The organism is Streptomyces sp. DI166 (assembly GCF_900091315.1).
GTDB classification, from domain to species: domain Bacteria; phylum Actinomycetota; class Actinomycetes; order Streptomycetales; family Streptomycetaceae; genus Streptomyces; species Streptomyces fuscus.
Genome location: NZ_FLSP01000012.1, coordinates 52,279 through 68,691, shown reverse-complemented (window position 1 = coordinate 68,691; position 16,413 = coordinate 52,279). Strand labels below are relative to the sequence as shown.

Below are 16,413 nucleotides of genomic sequence, written 5' to 3'. Positions count from 1 at the left end.
GTCACTCCCTGTCCGCCGCCATGATGTTGACGCATTCTTCGAGCGCGGCGTGCAACGGCGTCACGAAGGCGGCGAGCTCGGCGTCCGACGCCTTGCCCACCTCCAGCACCGCGCCGACGACCGCCACCAGGACCGCGGCTGCCTTGAGCGCCTGCGCGTCGGCAAGCTTCTCCAGAAAGCCGCCGGGGTGTGTGACCGCCAGGGCCTCCTTGCCGGTGGCCGGGTCGAGGCCGAGACTGCGCAGACGCGGTGTACGCGCGCTCATACGGCGACCTCCCACGGAACGCGGTCCCGGCCGCCCAGCGTCGTCAGGACTGCCGCCCCGACGTACGGCCGGACCAGGGGCAAGCCGTCGGCGAGGATCACGTCCGCCGGGCGCGGACACGGGATCACGGGGGAGGGCTCCGGAGCGGGAGGACAGGAGATGCGGGGCAGGGGCGGTGGGGGTGCTGCCGAGCGGTGGGTACCGCGGCCGGGCAGGAACAGGGTCAGAATCGCGGCCAGTAGGCTGCGCATAGGTCGACTCCCAATCAGTCGGCTCAGGCCCCGGTAGGGAAGTAGCCGCTTCCCTTCGGGGCCGCTCTGTTGCGACAACAGTAGCGTGGATAACCGCAGATAACCACGGATGCGCGGAATGCTGTGGTCACCCACGCTGATGTCATGGAGCTTGACCGCACACGCCCCCTGTGGCGGCAGATCGCAGCGGAGATCATCCGGCGTATCGAGAACGGTACGTATCCGCCGGGAAGCCGCGTGCCATCCACTCTGGAGATCGCCCAGGAGTTCGGCGTAGTGAACGCGACTGCGGCGAAGGCGATGCGGCACGTACGGGAGCAGGGGTGGACGCGGGGCGAGGTCGGGCTCGGGACTTTCGTCGTTGACCCGCTGCCGCCCTCCCCCGAAACCCCCGCCCCCTCCGCGTAGCCGGAGCCGCGCTCTTCCTCAAGCCGGGCCCTAGGCCTCAGAAGTCGTCGTCCAGGCCCTCCTCGCGGCGGATCATCCGCCAGGCCGCCTTGCGGGCGCTGCGGTCCAGGCTGGACTTGAAGCCCTTGTCGGGACCGAAGTACTGACGGCCCATGTCCGCGATGGTGTCGATGTGGTCGGCCATCTTGTCCGCGAAGACGTCGTCGAAGACGAGGCCGAAGTTCTCCTCGTCGTTGGCGACGGCGGCCGCGCGCACCTTCGGGTCGGCCTTGGCCTCCTCGAACGGCTGGATGACGTCCTGCTCGGTGAACTCGGTGCCGAACCGTTCGTTGAACTTCTCGATCAGCTCGGAGAGCAGCGACTTCTCCGACTCCTTCGCACCGCCCGAGCCGTCGCTGAAGCCCGGCATGGTCGCCGGCCCCTCGGGGCTGAGGGAGACGTCGTACTCGCCGGTCCTCTCCACTCGCAGGTGGCTGAGGTCGACCTCGCCTATGTCCACGCCGCCGTCCGCGCGGCGAGGGAGCCGGTTGAGGAGGTAGCGGCCGTAGAGGTGCAGCCGCTCAAGCTCGGCGTCCCGGTAGCGGACGATCTGCGCGAGGAAGCCGTACTTCCTGACGTAGTCGTTGAGGTCGGCCCGGAAGTCCTCCGCCGTCTCCTGGTCGTCCTCGTCCTCGCTTTCGAGCAGAGCGGTGAAGCGGGCGACGGCGGGGGAGAGCAGCCGGTACAGCTCGGCGTGCAGCTTCTCCCACTTGGACTGCGAACCCGCTGCCTTCTCCTTGGCGGCGAAGTACGCGGCGGCGAACTCGTCCATCTCCTGACCGGACAGGATGGCCGCCTGCATGACCCGGCTCTGCGCGGTGTAGAGCAGATTGGGGTCGGAGGGGAGGGTGTTCGCCTCCTCGAAGTACGGGCGGAAGGACTCCTGTATGTCCTCGGCGTCGTTGACGAAGTCGAGGACCGCGAGGTCGGCCTGGGTCTTGCGGTCGGCGGTCCGGTTCAGCCGGGACAGGGTCTGGACGGCGGAGATTCCGGTCAGCGTCTTGTTGACGTACATCGTCGTGAGGAGCGGCTGGTCGAAGCCGGTCTGGTACTTCTCCGCCACGACCAGGATCTTGTACTCCTGCTGCCCCGCACCGCCCGCTCGGACGGCCTTGTCGTCGGCGCGCGTGTACGCGAACGCCTTCGGCAGCGCGCTCTCCGACAGCCCGCCGTTCTCCTTCGTCTCGGTGGTCTCCTCGCCGTCGATGGTGAGCGAGCCGGAGAAGGCGACGAGGACACCCAGGTCGGGGTACTTGGTGTCGTAGTCCCGGTCCTTGATGTAGCTCTTGATGGCGCGCGCCATCTGCACGGCGGACTGCCGCGAGGCGGTCACCACCATCGACTTGGCCCGCCCGCCGAGCCGGCCCCGGCTGTGCGTCACGAAGTGCTCCACGATCACCTGGGCGTGCTGGGCGACCGTCGAGTCATGGGTCAGCGCGTACCGGGCGAGCAGGGGGTTCGCCTTCGACGGGTCGACCTCGCGCTCGTCGGGGTTCTGGTTCACCAGCTTCCAGTACGTGTTGTACGTGACGTAGTTGCGCAGCGGATCGAGGATGAAGCCCTCCTCGATCGCCTGCCGCATGGAGTACGTGTGGAAGGGCCGGTAGGTCGCCTTGCCGCCGATGTCCTGGAGCGTGCCGAAGAGTTCGAGGGTCTTGGCCTTCGGCGTGGCGGTGAACGCGAAGTAGGAGAGGTTCGCGGCGCGGGAGCGCTGCTCGGCCCGCTTCTTGAGCTGTTCGTCGAGGGTGGCGCCCTCGGTCTCGACCTTGGTCGCCCCCGCGTCGTCCGAGTCGGAGTCCAGGCCGAGGTCGCGCAGGGCGGACCGTACGGCGGTGGCGGCGTCGCCGGACTGCGAGGAGTGCGCCTCGTCCACGATGATCGCGAAGTGGCTGCCCCGGATCTCGGTGGGGTTGCGCTGGAGGTAGTCGAGCAGCGCCGGGAACGAGTGCAGGGTGACCGTGACGATCTTCCCGGTGTCGCGGGAGAGGGCCTTGGCGAGCTGCTCGCCTTTCGCCCCGTGCTTCTCGTCGATCTTCACGACGAGGCCTGCGGTCTGCTCGAAACTGCCGACGGTTTCCCGGAGTTGCGCGTCGAGGTTGCGCCGGTCGGTGATGACGATGACCTTGTCGAAGACCGGCACGCCCGGCTTGAGGCCCTTGGCGACGGCCTCGGGGTCGAGTTCGCGGGGGTCGGTCGGGGTGTGCAGGTCGCTGAGGCGGTGCGCGAGCCAGCCGATGGTGTTCGACTTGCCCGAGCCGGCCGACGCCATGACCAGGTAGTCGTGCCCCGCGCCGTGGGTGGAGGCATGCGCGGTGAGCTTCTTGACCACGTCCCACTGGTGGAACCTGGGGAAGATCATCGTCTTCGTGGTGCCGCCACCGGGGGTCTTGCTCTTGTGCAGGTGCACGAACCGCTGGAGCAGGTCGAGCCAGTTGTCCGGCTGCCAGACCTGCTCCCAGAGGTACGAGGTCGCGTACGTGCCGTAGGCGGTCGGGGCCGGGTTGCCGGCACCGCCGGGCTGACCGGGGCCGTTGGAGCCGGTGTTGAAGGGCAGGAACCGGGTGTTCTTCCCCTTGAGCTGGGTGGCGACGAACACCAGGTCCGGGTCGACAGCGAAGTTCGCGACCACGCGGCGCGTGAAGATCAGCTCGGTGGGGTCCCGGTCGGTCCGGTACTGCTCCTTGGCTTCCTCCACCCCTTGCCTGGTCAGCGGGTTCTTCAACTCGGCCGTGGCGACCGGGATTCCGTTGAGGAACAGGGCGAGGTCGAGCCGGTTGCCCCAGTCGGCCTGCTTCGTGGCGTACTCCAGCTCACGGACGACGGTGAGGCGGTTGGCCCGGTAGCCGTCGAGCACGGAGTCGTGGGCGACGAGGTTCGGCTTGAAGTACGCGACGCGGAGCCGGACGCCCCGGTCCTTGACGCCGTTGCGGAGCACATCGAGGAGCCCGTTGGTGGCGATGGCCTGGTCCAGGCGAGTCGCGAACCCACGCTGCGCCTCGTTCGGGTCACCGCCGTAGAGGGTGAGCAACTCGTTCCACTCGTCGGGCTGGGTCTCGCCGATGAAGGTGAACAGTTCGTTGGTGTCCAGACCGAGATCGGCTCGATAGTCCTGCGGGCGAGTTTCACGCCAGCCACGCTCGACCATGGCGGCAACGATGGCGTCCCCGAACGCGGACTCCGTGTGGATGGGACTCATGGCTACGCGGTGACTCCGTCCGTTACGTTGCGCCCGCTGGCGGTGGTGACGTCGAACTGCCCGGTTACGGCGGCGGTGATGAGGGACTGGCGGCGCTCGGTGAGGAGCTGTTCCTGGCGATCAAGTTTGCGATGCAGCAGGTCGAGAGCGCCGACCCTGATATCGAGCAGGCGAACAATCTCGTCCTGCTCTGTACGAGGGATTGAGGGGATGGGGATCTGCTTCATGGCACCCACGTTGAAGTGCGCTTGGATGCTGCCGACGGAGTGTTCCGTAACCCGTGCGCTGGCATAGTCCGAATTCAAGACGTACTGCAAGTACCTCGGCGAGAGCTTCCTGCCGGGACGCACCACGATGAGGTCGATGCAATTCGCCCCGTCCAACTCAGCTGGTACCACAGCTGCTGCACCTGCCTGGCCCGTGCGCACAACGACGACGTCACCAGTGTTGAGTCGCGACTTGCGGTTTTCAGCATGACCCTCGGCGCTGATCTGTACGAGGTCACCGGTGCTGATGAAGCCAGGCTTGACGTTTAGGCCCCGCAGCGCGGGAGTCCCGCCGGTTTCTACATACCACTTGGCCGGAGTGATGACGATTCCAACGGTGACATCGGCCACCAGATACTTCAGAGGTACCAAACCATCAGTCATCTGCGCTCGTTCAAGGCCCAGCGTCGACTCAATGACCCGTTCCCGCTTGAGTGTCAGCAAACTCCGCATCTGGCTGCGCTTCAACGCCAGCTGGTCGATGCGGGCGATCTCGGCGTCGAGAAATTCGGCAATGCGGCGCTGCTCTTCCAGCGGCGGGACAAGGAGCGGCATGGGGTGGAAGTTTTCCTTCGACACCCGACGATCAAATGTCGTGTCTGCGCGAATGTAAAGACGGTACTGGTCTCGATAGGGGGCGCTCCGCAGTAGGTGATGTACATACTGCGGGTGGAGATCAGGTCCAAGTCGATAGACGCGGTAGTCCGGACTTACGGCGCCAGTTACGGCGGAAACACCGATACCGCCTCCGATCAGCCACATCGGGTTCACAACCAAGTTCCCCGGACGCGCGACCCAATACCTCTCGATAGTCGATTCGGAAGGTGCCTGCCTCCCCAATCCACCTTCTTCAGTGCGAGGCGCGATGATGCCAGTCGAGGCTAGCGAGAGAAGGGGCAGGGAACGCTTGGAGTTCGTCTCGTCGACCAGCGTGGCGTGCCTCCGAAACGGCTCCACCCGCCAAGTGTTAGGAACACTACGGGCCATGGCTTTGACGGCCAAGTCAAAGGTCATTCCGTAACCTCCCCGAGCAGCCCCTGAATCTCCGCCTCCAGCGCCTTCAACTCCGCGTCGATCTCCGCCAGCGGCCTAGGCGGCTTGTACACGTAGAAGTGCCGCGTGAACGGGATCTCGTAGCCGATCTTCGTCTTCGTGTGGTCGATCCACGCGTCCGGTACATGCGGCAGCACCTCGCGCTTGAGGTACTCCTCGACGTCCTCGCCGAGCGGAACGTTCTCGTAGTCCCGCAGGTCCGCATCCGGCTCCGGCGCGCCCTTGACCTTCTGGACCTCGCCCTCCGGGTCCCGGACCCCGATCGCCTCCCGTACCGCCTTCGCGAACGGCGCCCCCGAGGGCCACGTCAGCCCGGCCGCGACCACCGCGTCCTTGAGGGCGATGAACGCCTCGGACTTGGTCGCCCACGACGAGCCGAGCAGCGTACGCACCGCCGCGACGAACTCCTCGCTCCGCTCCAGCTTCGCCACCGGTTTGGCCTCCGCCAGTGCCGCCAGCGTCTCCTCCGTCACCTCGAAGCGGAGCTTCAACGGCCGCTCCACGGTGATGCGCTGGTAGCCGAAGTCCTCGTTGGCGAAGACCTTCACCTTGCCGTGCAGCGGGTGCTCCGCGTCGCCCGCGACTTGCAACGCCTCCGCGTACAGCCGCGTGATGTCGCCGATGTGGTCGGGGCGGCCGTTCGTCCCGTCGCCCAGTTCCTTGCGCTTGTCGCCCAGGGACTTGCGCATCTTCACCCACTGGTCGCGCGCGTCGAGGAGAATGACCTTGCCCTTGTGGTCGGCGTCCTTGCGGTTGGTCAGGATCCAGAAGTACGTCGAGATGCCGGTGTTGTAGAAGAGCTGGTCGGGAAGGGCGACGATGGCCTCAAGCCAGTCGTTCTCCAGGATCCAGCGGCGGATGTTGGACTCGCCGGACTCGGCCGCGCCCGTGAACAGCGGGGAGCCGTTGAAGACGATGGCGATGCGGGAGCCGCCCCCGCCGTTGACGTCCACCGGCTTCATCTTGGAGATCATGTGCTGGAGGAAGAGCAGGGAGCCGTCGTTGATGCGCGGCAGACCCGCGCCGAAGCGGCCGGCGTCGCCGAGCGACTTGTGCTCGTACTCGACCTCGTCCTTGACCTTCTTCCACTCCACGCCGAACGGCGGGTTGGCGAGGATGTAGTCGAACTTGCGGCGGGCGTGCCCGTCGTCGGAGAAGGAGTTGCCGAAGCGGATGTTCTCCGGGTTCTGGCCCTTGATCATGAGGTCGGACCGGCAGATCGCCCAGGACTCGGGGTTGAGTTCCTGCCCGTACACCTCCACTGTCGCGTCCTTGTTCAGGGCCTTGATGTGGTCGTCGGCGGCGCTGAGCATCCCGCCCGTGCCGCAGGCCGGGTCCATGACCGTGCGGACGACACCCGGCACGGTGAGGATGTCCGCGTCGGGCGCTACGAGCAGGTTGACCATGAGCTTGATGACTTCGCGCGGGGTGAAGTGCTCACCCGCGGTCTCGTTGGACTGCTCGGCGAAGCGGCGGATCAACTCCTCGAAGATGTAACCCATGTTGTGGTTGGGCACGACCTCGGGGTGCAGGTCGAGGTCGGTGAACCGGCCGATGACCTGGTAGAGCAGGTTCGCGCCGTCGAGCTTCTTGACCTGCTGGTTGAACTCGTACTTGTCGAGGACCTCACGGGCGTTGTCGGAGAAGGCACCGATGTAGATCTGCAGGTTCTTCGCCGCGTTCTGCGGGTCGGCCGCAATCTTCCGGAGAGTGAGGTCGCTCTTGTTGTAGAAGGAGTGGCCCGAGGCGCGGCGCAGGAAGTGGTCGGTGTCGATGTCCTGGCCCGCGAACCTGGCGACGGTCTCGACGACCTTGTCGCGCGTCGGCTCCAGGACGCATTCCAGGCGGCGCAGCACGGTGAACGGCAGGATGACCTTGCCGTAGTCGGACTGTCGGTAGTCACCGCGCAGGAGATCGGCGACGGACCAGGCGTGGTTCGCCAACTCCGTGTGCTTGCTGCTGTTCAAGAGGTCCCGGCTTCCTTTCGAAGAGCGCCGTCCGGGCGGGGACGGCAGGGATCCAGTTTGGTCGTATGCGGTGGGACGTGTGGGGCGTTTCAGACGGAACGGCCGTCCGAAGCGCCCCGGCTGTCCGGGGCGTCCGGCGGCAGGAGTACGCCAGCGGTGAGGCCGGTCGTCAGGGTGGCCGCGGTGTCGGCGGCGAGGTCGGCGGTTCGGCGGACGGCCGCGCGCAGTTCGTACACGCGCCGGAAGGCCTCCCCGTACCGCCGCTGGTCCTCCAGAGGCAGCAGCGGTACGCGCAGCCGGCCCGGTGTGACCTGCACGTGGGTGGAGCCGGTGGACGCGGAGGCGATGTTGTCCTCGGCGCCCAGGAACCCGGCCAGGAACCAAGGGTCGAGGCGGGCCGGGTCGGGGCGTAGGAGGTGCACGTGCGGACCGAGCAGGGCTCCGGCGTCCTGGTCGTCCGCGACCCGGGTCATCGTGGCCGAGCCGCCGCCGATGGCTCGTACGAGGACGTCCCCGGCGGCGACGGGGTGCGCGGTATCGGTGTCGATGTCAACGCCCCCGCTGGACGGGGGTTTCCGGCGGCGATGTCGCCGCTGGTGAGGACCGGTCTGTCCGCGGTCGCGGCAGATCCGTCCTTGGAGCCGCGCGTGCCCGACGGGGCCGCCCGCAATACGGTCAGGGCCCCGCCGCGCGCCAGGTCGGCGACGGTCGCCGTACGCCACTCGCGGGCCGATTCCCCGGACGGCCGCCACTCGCCGGACTCGACGGCGGCTGCCAGGGCCGCGACCGCCTCGGTCAGTCGGCCGCGCAGGTCCTGGGCGCGGCGCGCCAGGGCGGCGGGGTCGATGTCGGCGGCTACCCGGACCTGACGGGCCGGGGTGATGTCGACGACGTCGTCGAGGAGGTCGACGAGCGGCACCGCGCGGGCGACGCCGGGCTCGTCGGTGTAGGAGTCGGGGTCAGCGGTGAACGCGGCCCACTGGCCGAGGACCCGGTCGGTCAGCTCCGCCCAGTCGAAGGGGGCACCGGGGCGGCGGGAGCGTGAGCCGCCACGGGTGCCGGTACCTGCCGTGGCTGTGGCGGGCAGTGTGCCCGCGGCGGCCCGCTGTTCGCCCTCCCCGTCGACGAAGAGCACCGTCGTACGGTCCGGGCCGCCCGGCTCGGGGCGTTGGAACACCCAGATCTGCAGGCCGATGTGGAGCGGATACGCGGCACGCGCCGGAAGGGAGACGACGGCGCGCAGCGCCCCACTGCGGATGAGTTCCGCGCGGATGCGGCGGCCGGAGGCGCGGAAGGCGAGCGCGGGCGGCAGCAGCATGACCGCGTGGCCGCCGGGCTCCAGGTGCGCGAGGGCGTGCTGCACCCAGGCGAGTTCGGATTCGAAGCGCGGCGGAACCCCGTACGCCCACCTCGGGTCGTAGGCCAGTTCGTCGTGCCCCCAGTCGCGGTCGCCGAACGGCGGGTTGCACAGGACCGCGTCCACGGTGAGGTCGGGGAAGGCGTCGGCGCGCAGGCTGTCGCCGACGCGGATCGAGGTCTCGGCCTCGGGTGCGGCGATCAGCAGCCGTACCGCGGTGCGCTGGCCCTGGACGGGGAGCGAGTCCTGCCCGAACAGTTCGCGCGCGCCCTGCCGCGCGGCGGCGGCGAGGAGAGTTCCGCTGCCGCAGGCGGGGTCGAGGACGCGGGACGCACCCTCGGGCAGGAGCCGTGCCATGAGCCGGGCCAGACCCTCCGGGGTCTGGTAGACGCCGCTGGCGGCGCTCTCGTCCAACTCCCGCTCGGCGAGGACGTCGAGGGCGGCCTGGGACCCCGCCTCACGGACGCAGCCCAGCAGGGCGCGGACCGCGCCCGAGTCGTCCGGGCCGTAGCGGACCGGCTCGGCCTGCGGCACGGAGGCCGGTAGCTCTTGCGCGGTCTTGTCCGCGCGGGCGATCAGCTGGTCGTCGGGCAGGGCGGCGAGTTCGGCCAGTTCCTCCGGCGTGCGGCGGGACGCGGCAGCGACCAGGGGGAAGAGGCGCGCGGCCACGCCCGAGCCGGGTCCCAGCAGCCGTAGCGCCGTCCGGAGTTCCTCGGTGGGTGAGACGGCGGAGGTGTGGCCGCGCCCGCGCAGCCAGGCCTGGACGGCCGACAGGTCGTAGAGCGGGCTGGATTCCGTGCCCGCGCTGGGTGCCGGGAAGTCGTCGTGGCGGCGGCGCCAGTTGCTGACGGTGGCGCGGGTGACCCCCGCGATACGGGAGATCTCGGCGGCCGTCACATGTGCCGAGGGCGCCGATCGGGGTGGTGGCTGCTGGGGCATGGCGTGGAGTTCCGCACCTCTCGGGCCTGGCGGACAGGGACGGTTAACACGTTACAACAGTCGTCAAGTGCATCAGTGTGTTTGACAGTGCTTTCAGGGGTATGTTTACCTGGCATCGCTTCCGGATGGAAGCATGACGGTACTCCGCTATCCGCGCCGTGACGCGTGGTGGCGCCGTACCGCGCCATGTGTCCGATCTCTCCCGGTCCCTTTTCGTCGCAACGCCATACCTCGGGGGCCGGGTCCACTCCGCGTCCGTCCCGCGTGTTTTGCGCGCCGCTGTCGCCATCCACCGCACCCAGGGGAGGAACCCGCATGACCGTGACGGAACAGCCCCGGCAGAACGCACACCACTCCACTGGCCACACCGGCCCCACCGATCCTGCTCGCCCGGCCCCGTCCGACCACCAGCCCGTGCCCGTGGCCGCTCTGGTGGAGGCCCGCCTGGCGGAGGCCGCCCTCGCCGAGCCCGTGAAGGTGCTCCTGAGGGAGGCTCTGGGCGACGGCGAGCCCCGCGGAATCTCCCCCGTCGGCCGGATCTACCTCGAATCCGTCGCCGTCACCCGGTTCCGTGGCATCGGACAGCGCGCCTGGCTCAGGCTCAGCCCCAGACCCGGCGTGAACCTGGTCGTGGGCCGCAACGGCTCCGGCAAGTCCAGCATCGCCGAGGGCATCGAGACGGCCTTCACCGGCGTGAACCTGCGCTGGCAGGGGCAGCACGCGTCGCGCGGCAGCAACTGGCGCAACCTCCACGACACCGACGGCAGGCCGGAGATCGAGGTCAAGCTCGCCATCGAGGGCGACACCGGCCGCAGCACCCTCACCCGCACCTGGGACGGCGACGACTTCGACGCCTCGCGGGCCGAGCTCAAGCGCCCCGGGCACGGCCGCGCCCCTCTCGACCAGGCGGACTGGACGCAGGCCCTGCGGGACTTCCGGCCCTTCCTGTCGTACGTCGACCTCGACCGCATGATCAGCGGCAAGCCGTCCGAGATGTACGACGCCATCGCCACCATCCTCGGCCTGGGGCAGCTCAACGCCGCCGACGGCCGGCTCCGCCAGCAGGCCAAGGCGCTCGAAGACGCGGAGAAGGCGGTGAAGGCGGAGCTGCCGGGCCTCAAGGAGGCGCTCTATGAACTGGAGGACGACGAGCGGGCGGTGCGGGCACTCCTCGCCGTGGACACGGCGGGCACGCCCGACTTCGCCACCGTGGAAGCCCTCGTCGCCGGTCTGCCCGCCGAAGGGGACGACGGCCTGCTGGCCCGGCTGCGCGCCGAAGCGGAGGCCGAGGGACCCGAACTGGAGCGGGTCCACGCGGCTCTGGAGCGCCTGCGCAACGCTCACGCCGACGTCGAGGACCTGCGCGGCACGGGTGCCGACGACGCCCTGCGGCGTGCGGAACTCCTCGAACGGGCCGTGGCGCACCACGACCGGCACCCCGATGCCGCCACCTGCCCCGTGTGCGGGACCGACGGGATGCTGGACGTGGCATGGGCGGCGGACGCCGTCGCCCAGATCGCCGCGCTGCGGCAGGAGGCGGAGGCGGCGGCGCACGCGCGCGGCGAACTCCGGTCGGCGGTAAGGGCCGTGCAGGACCTCGTCCACACGCCCCGGCAGATCCCCGCCGCCCTGGCCGATCCGTGGCGGGCCTGGACCGACTGCCGGACGATCAGCGATCCCGCCGAGCTGGCCCGGCGCGCCCGCGAGGCCGCCGTGACCCTGGCCGACGCCTGCGCCGCGGTCAAGGAGAACGCCGTCAGGGAACTGGAGAACCGGGACGAACGCTGGCGCGGGCTCGTCACCCGCCTCGCGGCCTGGGCGGAGCGGGCCCGCGCCGCGGAGGCGAACAAGCCCCGGCTGCGGGACCTCAGGAAGGCGAGCACCTGGATCAAGGCGCTCGCCGCCGAGCTGCGGGAACAGCGGATGGAGGGCTTCGCCGACCAGTCGCAGCGCATCTGGGAGCGGCTGCGCCAGGAGAGCAACATCGATCTGAAGGCCGTGAGCCTGAAGGGCAGTGAGAAGGCCACCGTCCGCAAGCTCGTCATGGACGTCACCGTGGACGGCCAGGAGGCCTCGGCCCTCGGCGTCATGAGCCAGGGCGAGCAGCACTCCCTCGCGCTGTCCCTGTTCCTGCCCCGGGCCGCCACCGCCGACAGCCCGTTCGGCTTCATCGTCATCGACGACCCCGTGCAGTCCATGGACCCCGCCAAGGTCAACGGCCTCGCCCAGGTCCTGCACAAGCTCGGCGAGCACCGGCAGGTCGTCGTGTTCACCCACGACACCCGTCTCCAGCGGGCGTTCACCAGCCAGGAACTGCCCGTGACGGTGTTCGAGGTCGAGCGGGCCAAGTCGTCCAAGGTGTCGGTCAGGCTGGTGACGGACCCGGTACGGCAGGCACTCGACGACGCGCGGGCCCTGGCCAGTACCGGTGACCTGCCGTCGGCGGCACGGAACCACGTGCTGCCCAGCCTGTGCCGTATCGCCCTGGAGAACGCCTTCCTCGAAGCCGCCTGGATCCGGCATCACCGCTCCGGCGCGCCCGAGGACGAGCTGCAGGCCGCGGTCGGCAGCGCCGACAAGCTCATGAAGGTCGCGGCACTGGCCCTGTTCGGCGACGTCGACCGGACCGGCGACGTCTACCGGGAACTGCTCACCCTGTGCGGACCGCGGGCGGTGGAACTCCTCAAGGCGTGCCAGAAGGGCGCCCACCCCGAGGGAGCGCAGATCGCCGACCCCCACCGCTTCGTGGGCGACATCGAGACCATGGCGCAGAAGGTGCGCAAGCCGGGGGTGAGCGCGTGATGAGTACTCCCACCGCCTCGGTCGAGGAGCTGCTGCTGACGGCGGATCAGCTGCTCGCCGCCCGCACGGCCGCCACGGCCGCTGGACGGCACCGTGGCGCCTCCCTCGCCCTGCGGCTCGCCCTGGAACTCTCCGTCGACCGCGTGCTCGACGCCGCGGTGCCGGGGCTCGCCGGCACCACGATGCGGGCCAAGCTGCTGTGCCTGCACTGCTACACCGCGGCGGAGACCGCTCGCCGCACGCACGCGGTCTGGTCGCACCTCTGCCTGGGATGCCACTACCACCAGTACGAGATCGGCCCCACGCACGACCAGGTCCGCGCCTGGCGGACGGAAGTCGGCGAGCTGGTCGGGACGCTGACCAGCTGACTGTTTGTCACCAACAGGTCTCTGATAGTTATTTCGACGGGTCGGGCGTATGCCCGTCGCAGTGTCCTTCGGGCTGCTGCAAGGGGAGGGGACATGTACATGGGCGCCACCACGCGCGACGAGATCATCGCCGCCGAGCAGAAGGCGGTGGACCACGCCTACGACTGCTATGCCGCGCGGCTGGACGAGATGACCGGAGGCTCGGTCGCCATGGCCTCCGCCAGCGGCAAGGACAGCGTCGCCAACCGGATCGAGGCCGAGGAGCGGGCCGCGGCATACGGCGGACTCGGCAACGAGTCGCTGGTCATCAGCCGCGTGGACGTGCGGGACGGCCCAGGCGGGGAACCCGAGACCTGGTACATCGGCCGGCGCCCCGTTTCCGACGTTCGGACCCGCGACACCGTCGTCGTGGAGTGGACCAACCCGCTTGCGCGGAAATGGCTCGACGCGCTGCCGGACTCCCCGGGCGAGGTGCTTCTGCGGCGGCAACTGCGCTGTGCGCAGCGGGTCGTCGAGGACTACTTCGACGAGATCACGGCCGCCCCCGTACCACAGCCACGACCGGCGGCGGACGACGCCCGTCCCGCGGAACCGGCCCCCGCCGTCACGCAGCAGGAGGGAGCACCGAGCCGGCCCGTCCCCACGCCCGCCGACATCGCCCGCCTCCAGCGCCAGAAGCCGCCGCAGCCCGACGACTTCCTCCTGCGCGAGCTGCAGCGCTCCCGCCGCGGCACCATGCGGGACATCGTCGAGACCATCCGCCGCGACCAGATGGCCCTGGTCACCGGCTCGCCCTCCGACATCCTCGTCATCCAGGGCGGCCCGGGCACCGGCAAGTCGGCGGTCGGCCTGCACCGCGTGACCTGGCTCGTCAACAACGAGCACTTCAAAGCCCAGGACATCCTCGTCGTCGGCCCTCATCAGCGGTTCCTGGAGTACGTCAGCCAGGTGCTGCCCACACTCGGCACCCGGAACGTCAACGCCGTGCAGGTGACACGCCTGTGGGACGGCGACATCCTCGGCACCGACACCCCCGCGGCGCGCAGGGTGAAGTCCGACGAACGCATGGCGGCCGTACTGCGGCGGCGCGTCGAGATCGAGTGCCGCCCCGAGGCAGTCGACGACTTCACCACCACCGCCACCTACGAAGGGGCCGAGCCCGAGCTCACCGTCACCGTCGGCAGCACGACCCTGCGCGTCCCGCGCGCCGACATGCTGTCGCTCCTCGAAGACGTGCGCCGGGGCGACGGCTCCTACCGTGAGCGCCGCGACCGCTTCCGCGGACTGCTCGTCGACCGCCTGCTGCGGGAACTCGTCACCGTCGCCCCGCGCCGCAGCCGCGATGCCACGATCCGCCGCGACCTGGAACGCAACCGTCAGGTCGAACGCCTCATCGAACGCGTCTGGCCCTCCCCCGGCGCCCGGGAAGCCCTCCGCACTCTCTACGACTCCGAAGACCTCCTGCGCACCTGCGCCGAAGGCATCCTCGACGCCTCGGAACAGGCCGCGCTGCGCCGCCCTCGGGCCGACACGGCCGACGCCGATCCCTGGACGCTCGACGACCGGGTCTGCCTCGAAGAACTGCGCTACCTCATCACGGGGGAGACCCCGCAGCGGTACGGGCACATCGTGATCGACGAGGCGCAGGACCTCACCCCCATGCAGGCCCGCTCCCTGCGCAGGCGCTGCGCCGCGCAGGGCTCCATGACCGTCCTCGGCGACCTCGCCCAGGCCACCGGCCCCCACACCCACACCGACTGGGACCGCCTCGGCACCCTCCTGTCCGACCACGGCGACTGGCGCGTGGCCGAACTGAACACCAGTTACCGCGTGCCCGCCGAAATCATGGAGTTCGTCGCCCCCTTGGCCCGTACCGTCGCCCCCACGCTGCCCTACCCGCAGGCCGTGCGCGCGGTGGGCGAGGACGCCGTACGGACGGTCGCGACGGAGCCGTGGAAGCTCCTCGACGACACCGTGGCGGAAGCCACCCGCCTCATCGGCACCAGCGACGGACAGACCCTGCGCTCCGTGGCGGTCGTCGTCCCCGACGACTCCGGCTGGATCGACGAGATCAGTCACCACCTGGACCTGGCCGACGGCATCACCGAGCAGGAGCGCGAGGCGGTGTCCGTACTGGCCGCCGCCCAGGCCAAGGGCATGGAGTACGACCACGTCCTCGTCGTCGAACCCGCCACCATCGCCGACCGGGGCCCGGCCGGACTGCGTCAGCTGTACGTAGCGCTCACCCGCAGCACGCAAAGCCTGACCGTCCTGCACACCTCCCCGCTCCCGGAGGCACTCACGAACACCGACGACGGCGGCACCGAACCAGCACCCACCGAAGGCGAACCGGGCATGGCGGACGGCGACATCCCCGATATCGGCACCGACGTACGAGTCCGGGTGACGGACCGCGCACCCGGTGGCCGCTACAAGGCCAAGGCCCTGTCTCCAAGGATCGACGTCCCCCTGCTCCTGACCGTCCGCCACGGCTCGGTGCCCCCGCGCCCGGGCGACGAACTGGACTGCTGGGTGTTCGCCAACGAGACGAACCACTGCCTGCTCACCGCGGACCAGCGCGGCCGCCAGCCCATCTCGCCGAGAATGGCGGAACGCTACCTGGCGGCCCTCAGCGTCCTCGACGAACTGACCAACGCTGACGGAACCGTTCCGGACAAAGCACGTGACCGCCTGTCCGAACTCAAGGGCATGGCCAACCGCGTCCTCCGCCGCGACCAGGCGGACTGGGTGGACGTACGCCGCGTACTCGGCTCCCCGGACAAACACCGCCTCACCCTCCTGCGCGACCTGGCGGCCCACACCAACCGCACGCTCAAGGACGGCAACCTGGACGCAAACCGCCTCCGGACGGAACTGGCGCGGACGGGCTGGCCCGAGGCCCTGCGTGAAGCGCGGGAAACACTCCAGCACCGACTCCCCACGGGCGACCCGGAACCCGAACCCGACCCCGCACCCGCCACGCCCGACCATCAGCCCCAGCAGAAGGAATCCGAACCCGTGACCCCTGCCGAAGCCCTGCCCGTCACCCCCGCGCCGACGCAGGGTCTGCTGCACTCGCTGGAGAGCGCGGCGACCGCCGACCGCACGTGCAGAAAGCACGAAGCGGTGCGGCATGCTCTCAAGGCCGCCCTGCTCTGGGAGGACCTGCAGCCCACCGACTCCCCGATCATCGACGTCAGCCGAACCGCAGCCGACGGTCACTTCCTCTACGAGGTCCTCGGCGCCGGCCGCTCCACTTACGCCGACCTCCGCGAGGGAGCCACCCGCCTCCTGGAGATCAACCACACCCTGCCCACTCCCGCCGACCGCCTCTACCTGGTCCTCTCCGAACCGCCCACCGAGGACTGGTCGGCCGACACCGTGTTCGGTGCCTTCGGGGTACAGGTCCTGTGGCGCACCCCCGACAGCTGGGGCGGCCACGACGCGAAAACGGCCCTGGGCTCCGGACAGGCGTGACTGCCTTCCACAGAAGCGCGCTTCT

Annotated in this window: 11 protein-coding genes; 4 read left to right on the top strand and 7 right to left on the bottom strand. The window is 69.6% G+C overall.

Annotation, left to right across the window (positions count from 1 at the left end; genetic code table 11):
* Position 1: 1 nt before the first annotated feature.
* On the bottom strand, positions 2-265 hold the full coding sequence (locus tag GA0115233_RS08725; protein ID WP_093719543.1) for a hypothetical protein: 264 nt from the start codon (positions 263-265) through the stop codon (positions 2-4).
* The gene (locus tag GA0115233_RS40570) at positions 262-516 is read right to left on the bottom strand and encodes a hypothetical protein (protein WP_093719542.1); all 255 of its coding nucleotides are present in this window, start codon (positions 514-516) and stop codon (positions 262-264) included. Before GA0115233_RS40570 ends, GA0115233_RS08725 begins: the two co-directional genes overlap by 4 nt.
* Before the next feature lie 144 nt (positions 517-660).
* Here GA0115233_RS40570 and GA0115233_RS08715 point away from each other — a divergent pair, with 144 nt between their 5' ends.
* Positions 661-924, top strand: coding sequence for a GntR family transcriptional regulator (locus GA0115233_RS08715; protein WP_176711682.1), 264 nt, complete (start codon positions 661-663; stop codon positions 922-924).
* Between the two features lie 37 nt (positions 925-961).
* Here the strand turns inward: GA0115233_RS08715 and GA0115233_RS08710 are convergent, their stop codons facing one another.
* The 5 genes from GA0115233_RS08710 to GA0115233_RS08695 form a co-directional block, all read right to left on the bottom strand.
* Positions 962-4,159, bottom strand: coding sequence for a type I restriction endonuclease subunit R (locus GA0115233_RS08710; protein WP_093719540.1), 3,198 nt, complete (start codon positions 4,157-4,159; stop codon positions 962-964).
* A gap of 2 nt (positions 4,160-4,161) precedes the next feature.
* Positions 4,162-5,004: a restriction endonuclease subunit S gene (locus tag GA0115233_RS40120; RefSeq protein ID WP_176711681.1), complete on the bottom strand. Its 843-nt coding sequence runs from the start codon at positions 5,002-5,004 to the stop codon at positions 4,162-4,164.
* 431 nt (positions 5,005-5,435) lie between these two features.
* On the bottom strand, positions 5,436-7,445 hold the full coding sequence (locus tag GA0115233_RS08700) for a type I restriction-modification system subunit M (RefSeq protein WP_093719538.1): 2,010 nt from the start codon (positions 7,443-7,445) through the stop codon (positions 5,436-5,438).
* Between the two features lie 89 nt (positions 7,446-7,534).
* Positions 7,535-7,918 (bottom strand): hypothetical protein, encoded by a 384-nt coding sequence (locus tag GA0115233_RS41665; RefSeq protein WP_255310104.1) that lies wholly within the window; start codon positions 7,916-7,918, stop codon positions 7,535-7,537.
* Entirely contained in the window at positions 7,915-9,741 is a 1,827-nt protein-coding gene (locus GA0115233_RS08695; protein WP_255310103.1) for an N-6 DNA methylase, read from the bottom strand. Before GA0115233_RS08695 ends, GA0115233_RS41665 begins: the two co-directional genes overlap by 4 nt.
* 315 nt (positions 9,742-10,056) lie before the next feature.
* Between GA0115233_RS08695 and GA0115233_RS08690 the strand changes: the two genes are divergently transcribed.
* The 3 genes from GA0115233_RS08690 (at position 10,057) to GA0115233_RS08680 (ending at position 16,388) form a co-directional block, all read left to right on the top strand.
* Positions 10,057-12,543: an AAA family ATPase gene (locus GA0115233_RS08690; RefSeq protein WP_093719537.1), complete on the top strand. Its 2,487-nt coding sequence runs from the start codon at positions 10,057-10,059 to the stop codon at positions 12,541-12,543.
* Positions 12,543-12,911: a hypothetical protein gene (locus GA0115233_RS08685; protein WP_093719536.1), complete on the top strand. Its 369-nt coding sequence runs from the start codon at positions 12,543-12,545 to the stop codon at positions 12,909-12,911. The genes GA0115233_RS08690 and GA0115233_RS08685 overlap by 1 nt, the downstream gene beginning before the upstream one ends.
* A gap of 99 nt (positions 12,912-13,010) precedes the next feature.
* Positions 13,011-16,388, top strand: coding sequence for a HelD family protein (locus tag GA0115233_RS08680; RefSeq protein ID WP_176711680.1), 3,378 nt, complete (start codon positions 13,011-13,013; stop codon positions 16,386-16,388).
* Positions 16,389-16,413: the final 25 nt, after the last annotated feature.

Excerpts from the sequence above, each read along its gene's own strand:
- GA0115233_RS08725 (WP_093719543.1), bottom strand. The coding sequence starts at position 265 with ATGAGCGCGCGTACACCGCGTCTGCGCAGTCTCGGCCTCGACCCGGCC.
- GA0115233_RS40570 (WP_093719542.1), bottom strand. The coding sequence starts at position 516 with ATGCGCAGCCTACTGGCCGCGATTCTGACCCTGTTCCTGCCCGGCCGC.
- GA0115233_RS08715 (WP_176711682.1), top strand. The coding sequence starts at position 661 with ATGGAGCTTGACCGCACACGCCCCCTGTGGCGGCAGATCGCAGCGGAG.
- GA0115233_RS08710 (WP_093719540.1), bottom strand. The coding sequence starts at position 4,159 with ATGAGTCCCATCCACACGGAGTCCGCGTTCGGGGACGCCATCGTTGCC.
- GA0115233_RS41665 (WP_255310104.1), bottom strand. The coding sequence starts at position 7,918 with ATGACCCGGGTCGCGGACGACCAGGACGCCGGAGCCCTGCTCGGTCCG.
- GA0115233_RS08695 (WP_255310103.1), bottom strand. The coding sequence starts at position 9,741 with ATGCCCCAGCAGCCACCACCCCGATCGGCGCCCTCGGCACATGTGACG.
- GA0115233_RS08690 (WP_093719537.1), top strand. The coding sequence starts at position 10,057 with ATGACCGTGACGGAACAGCCCCGGCAGAACGCACACCACTCCACTGGC.
- GA0115233_RS08685 (WP_093719536.1), top strand. The coding sequence starts at position 12,543 with ATGAGTACTCCCACCGCCTCGGTCGAGGAGCTGCTGCTGACGGCGGAT.
- GA0115233_RS08680 (WP_176711680.1), top strand. The coding sequence starts at position 13,011 with ATGGGCGCCACCACGCGCGACGAGATCATCGCCGCCGAGCAGAAGGCG.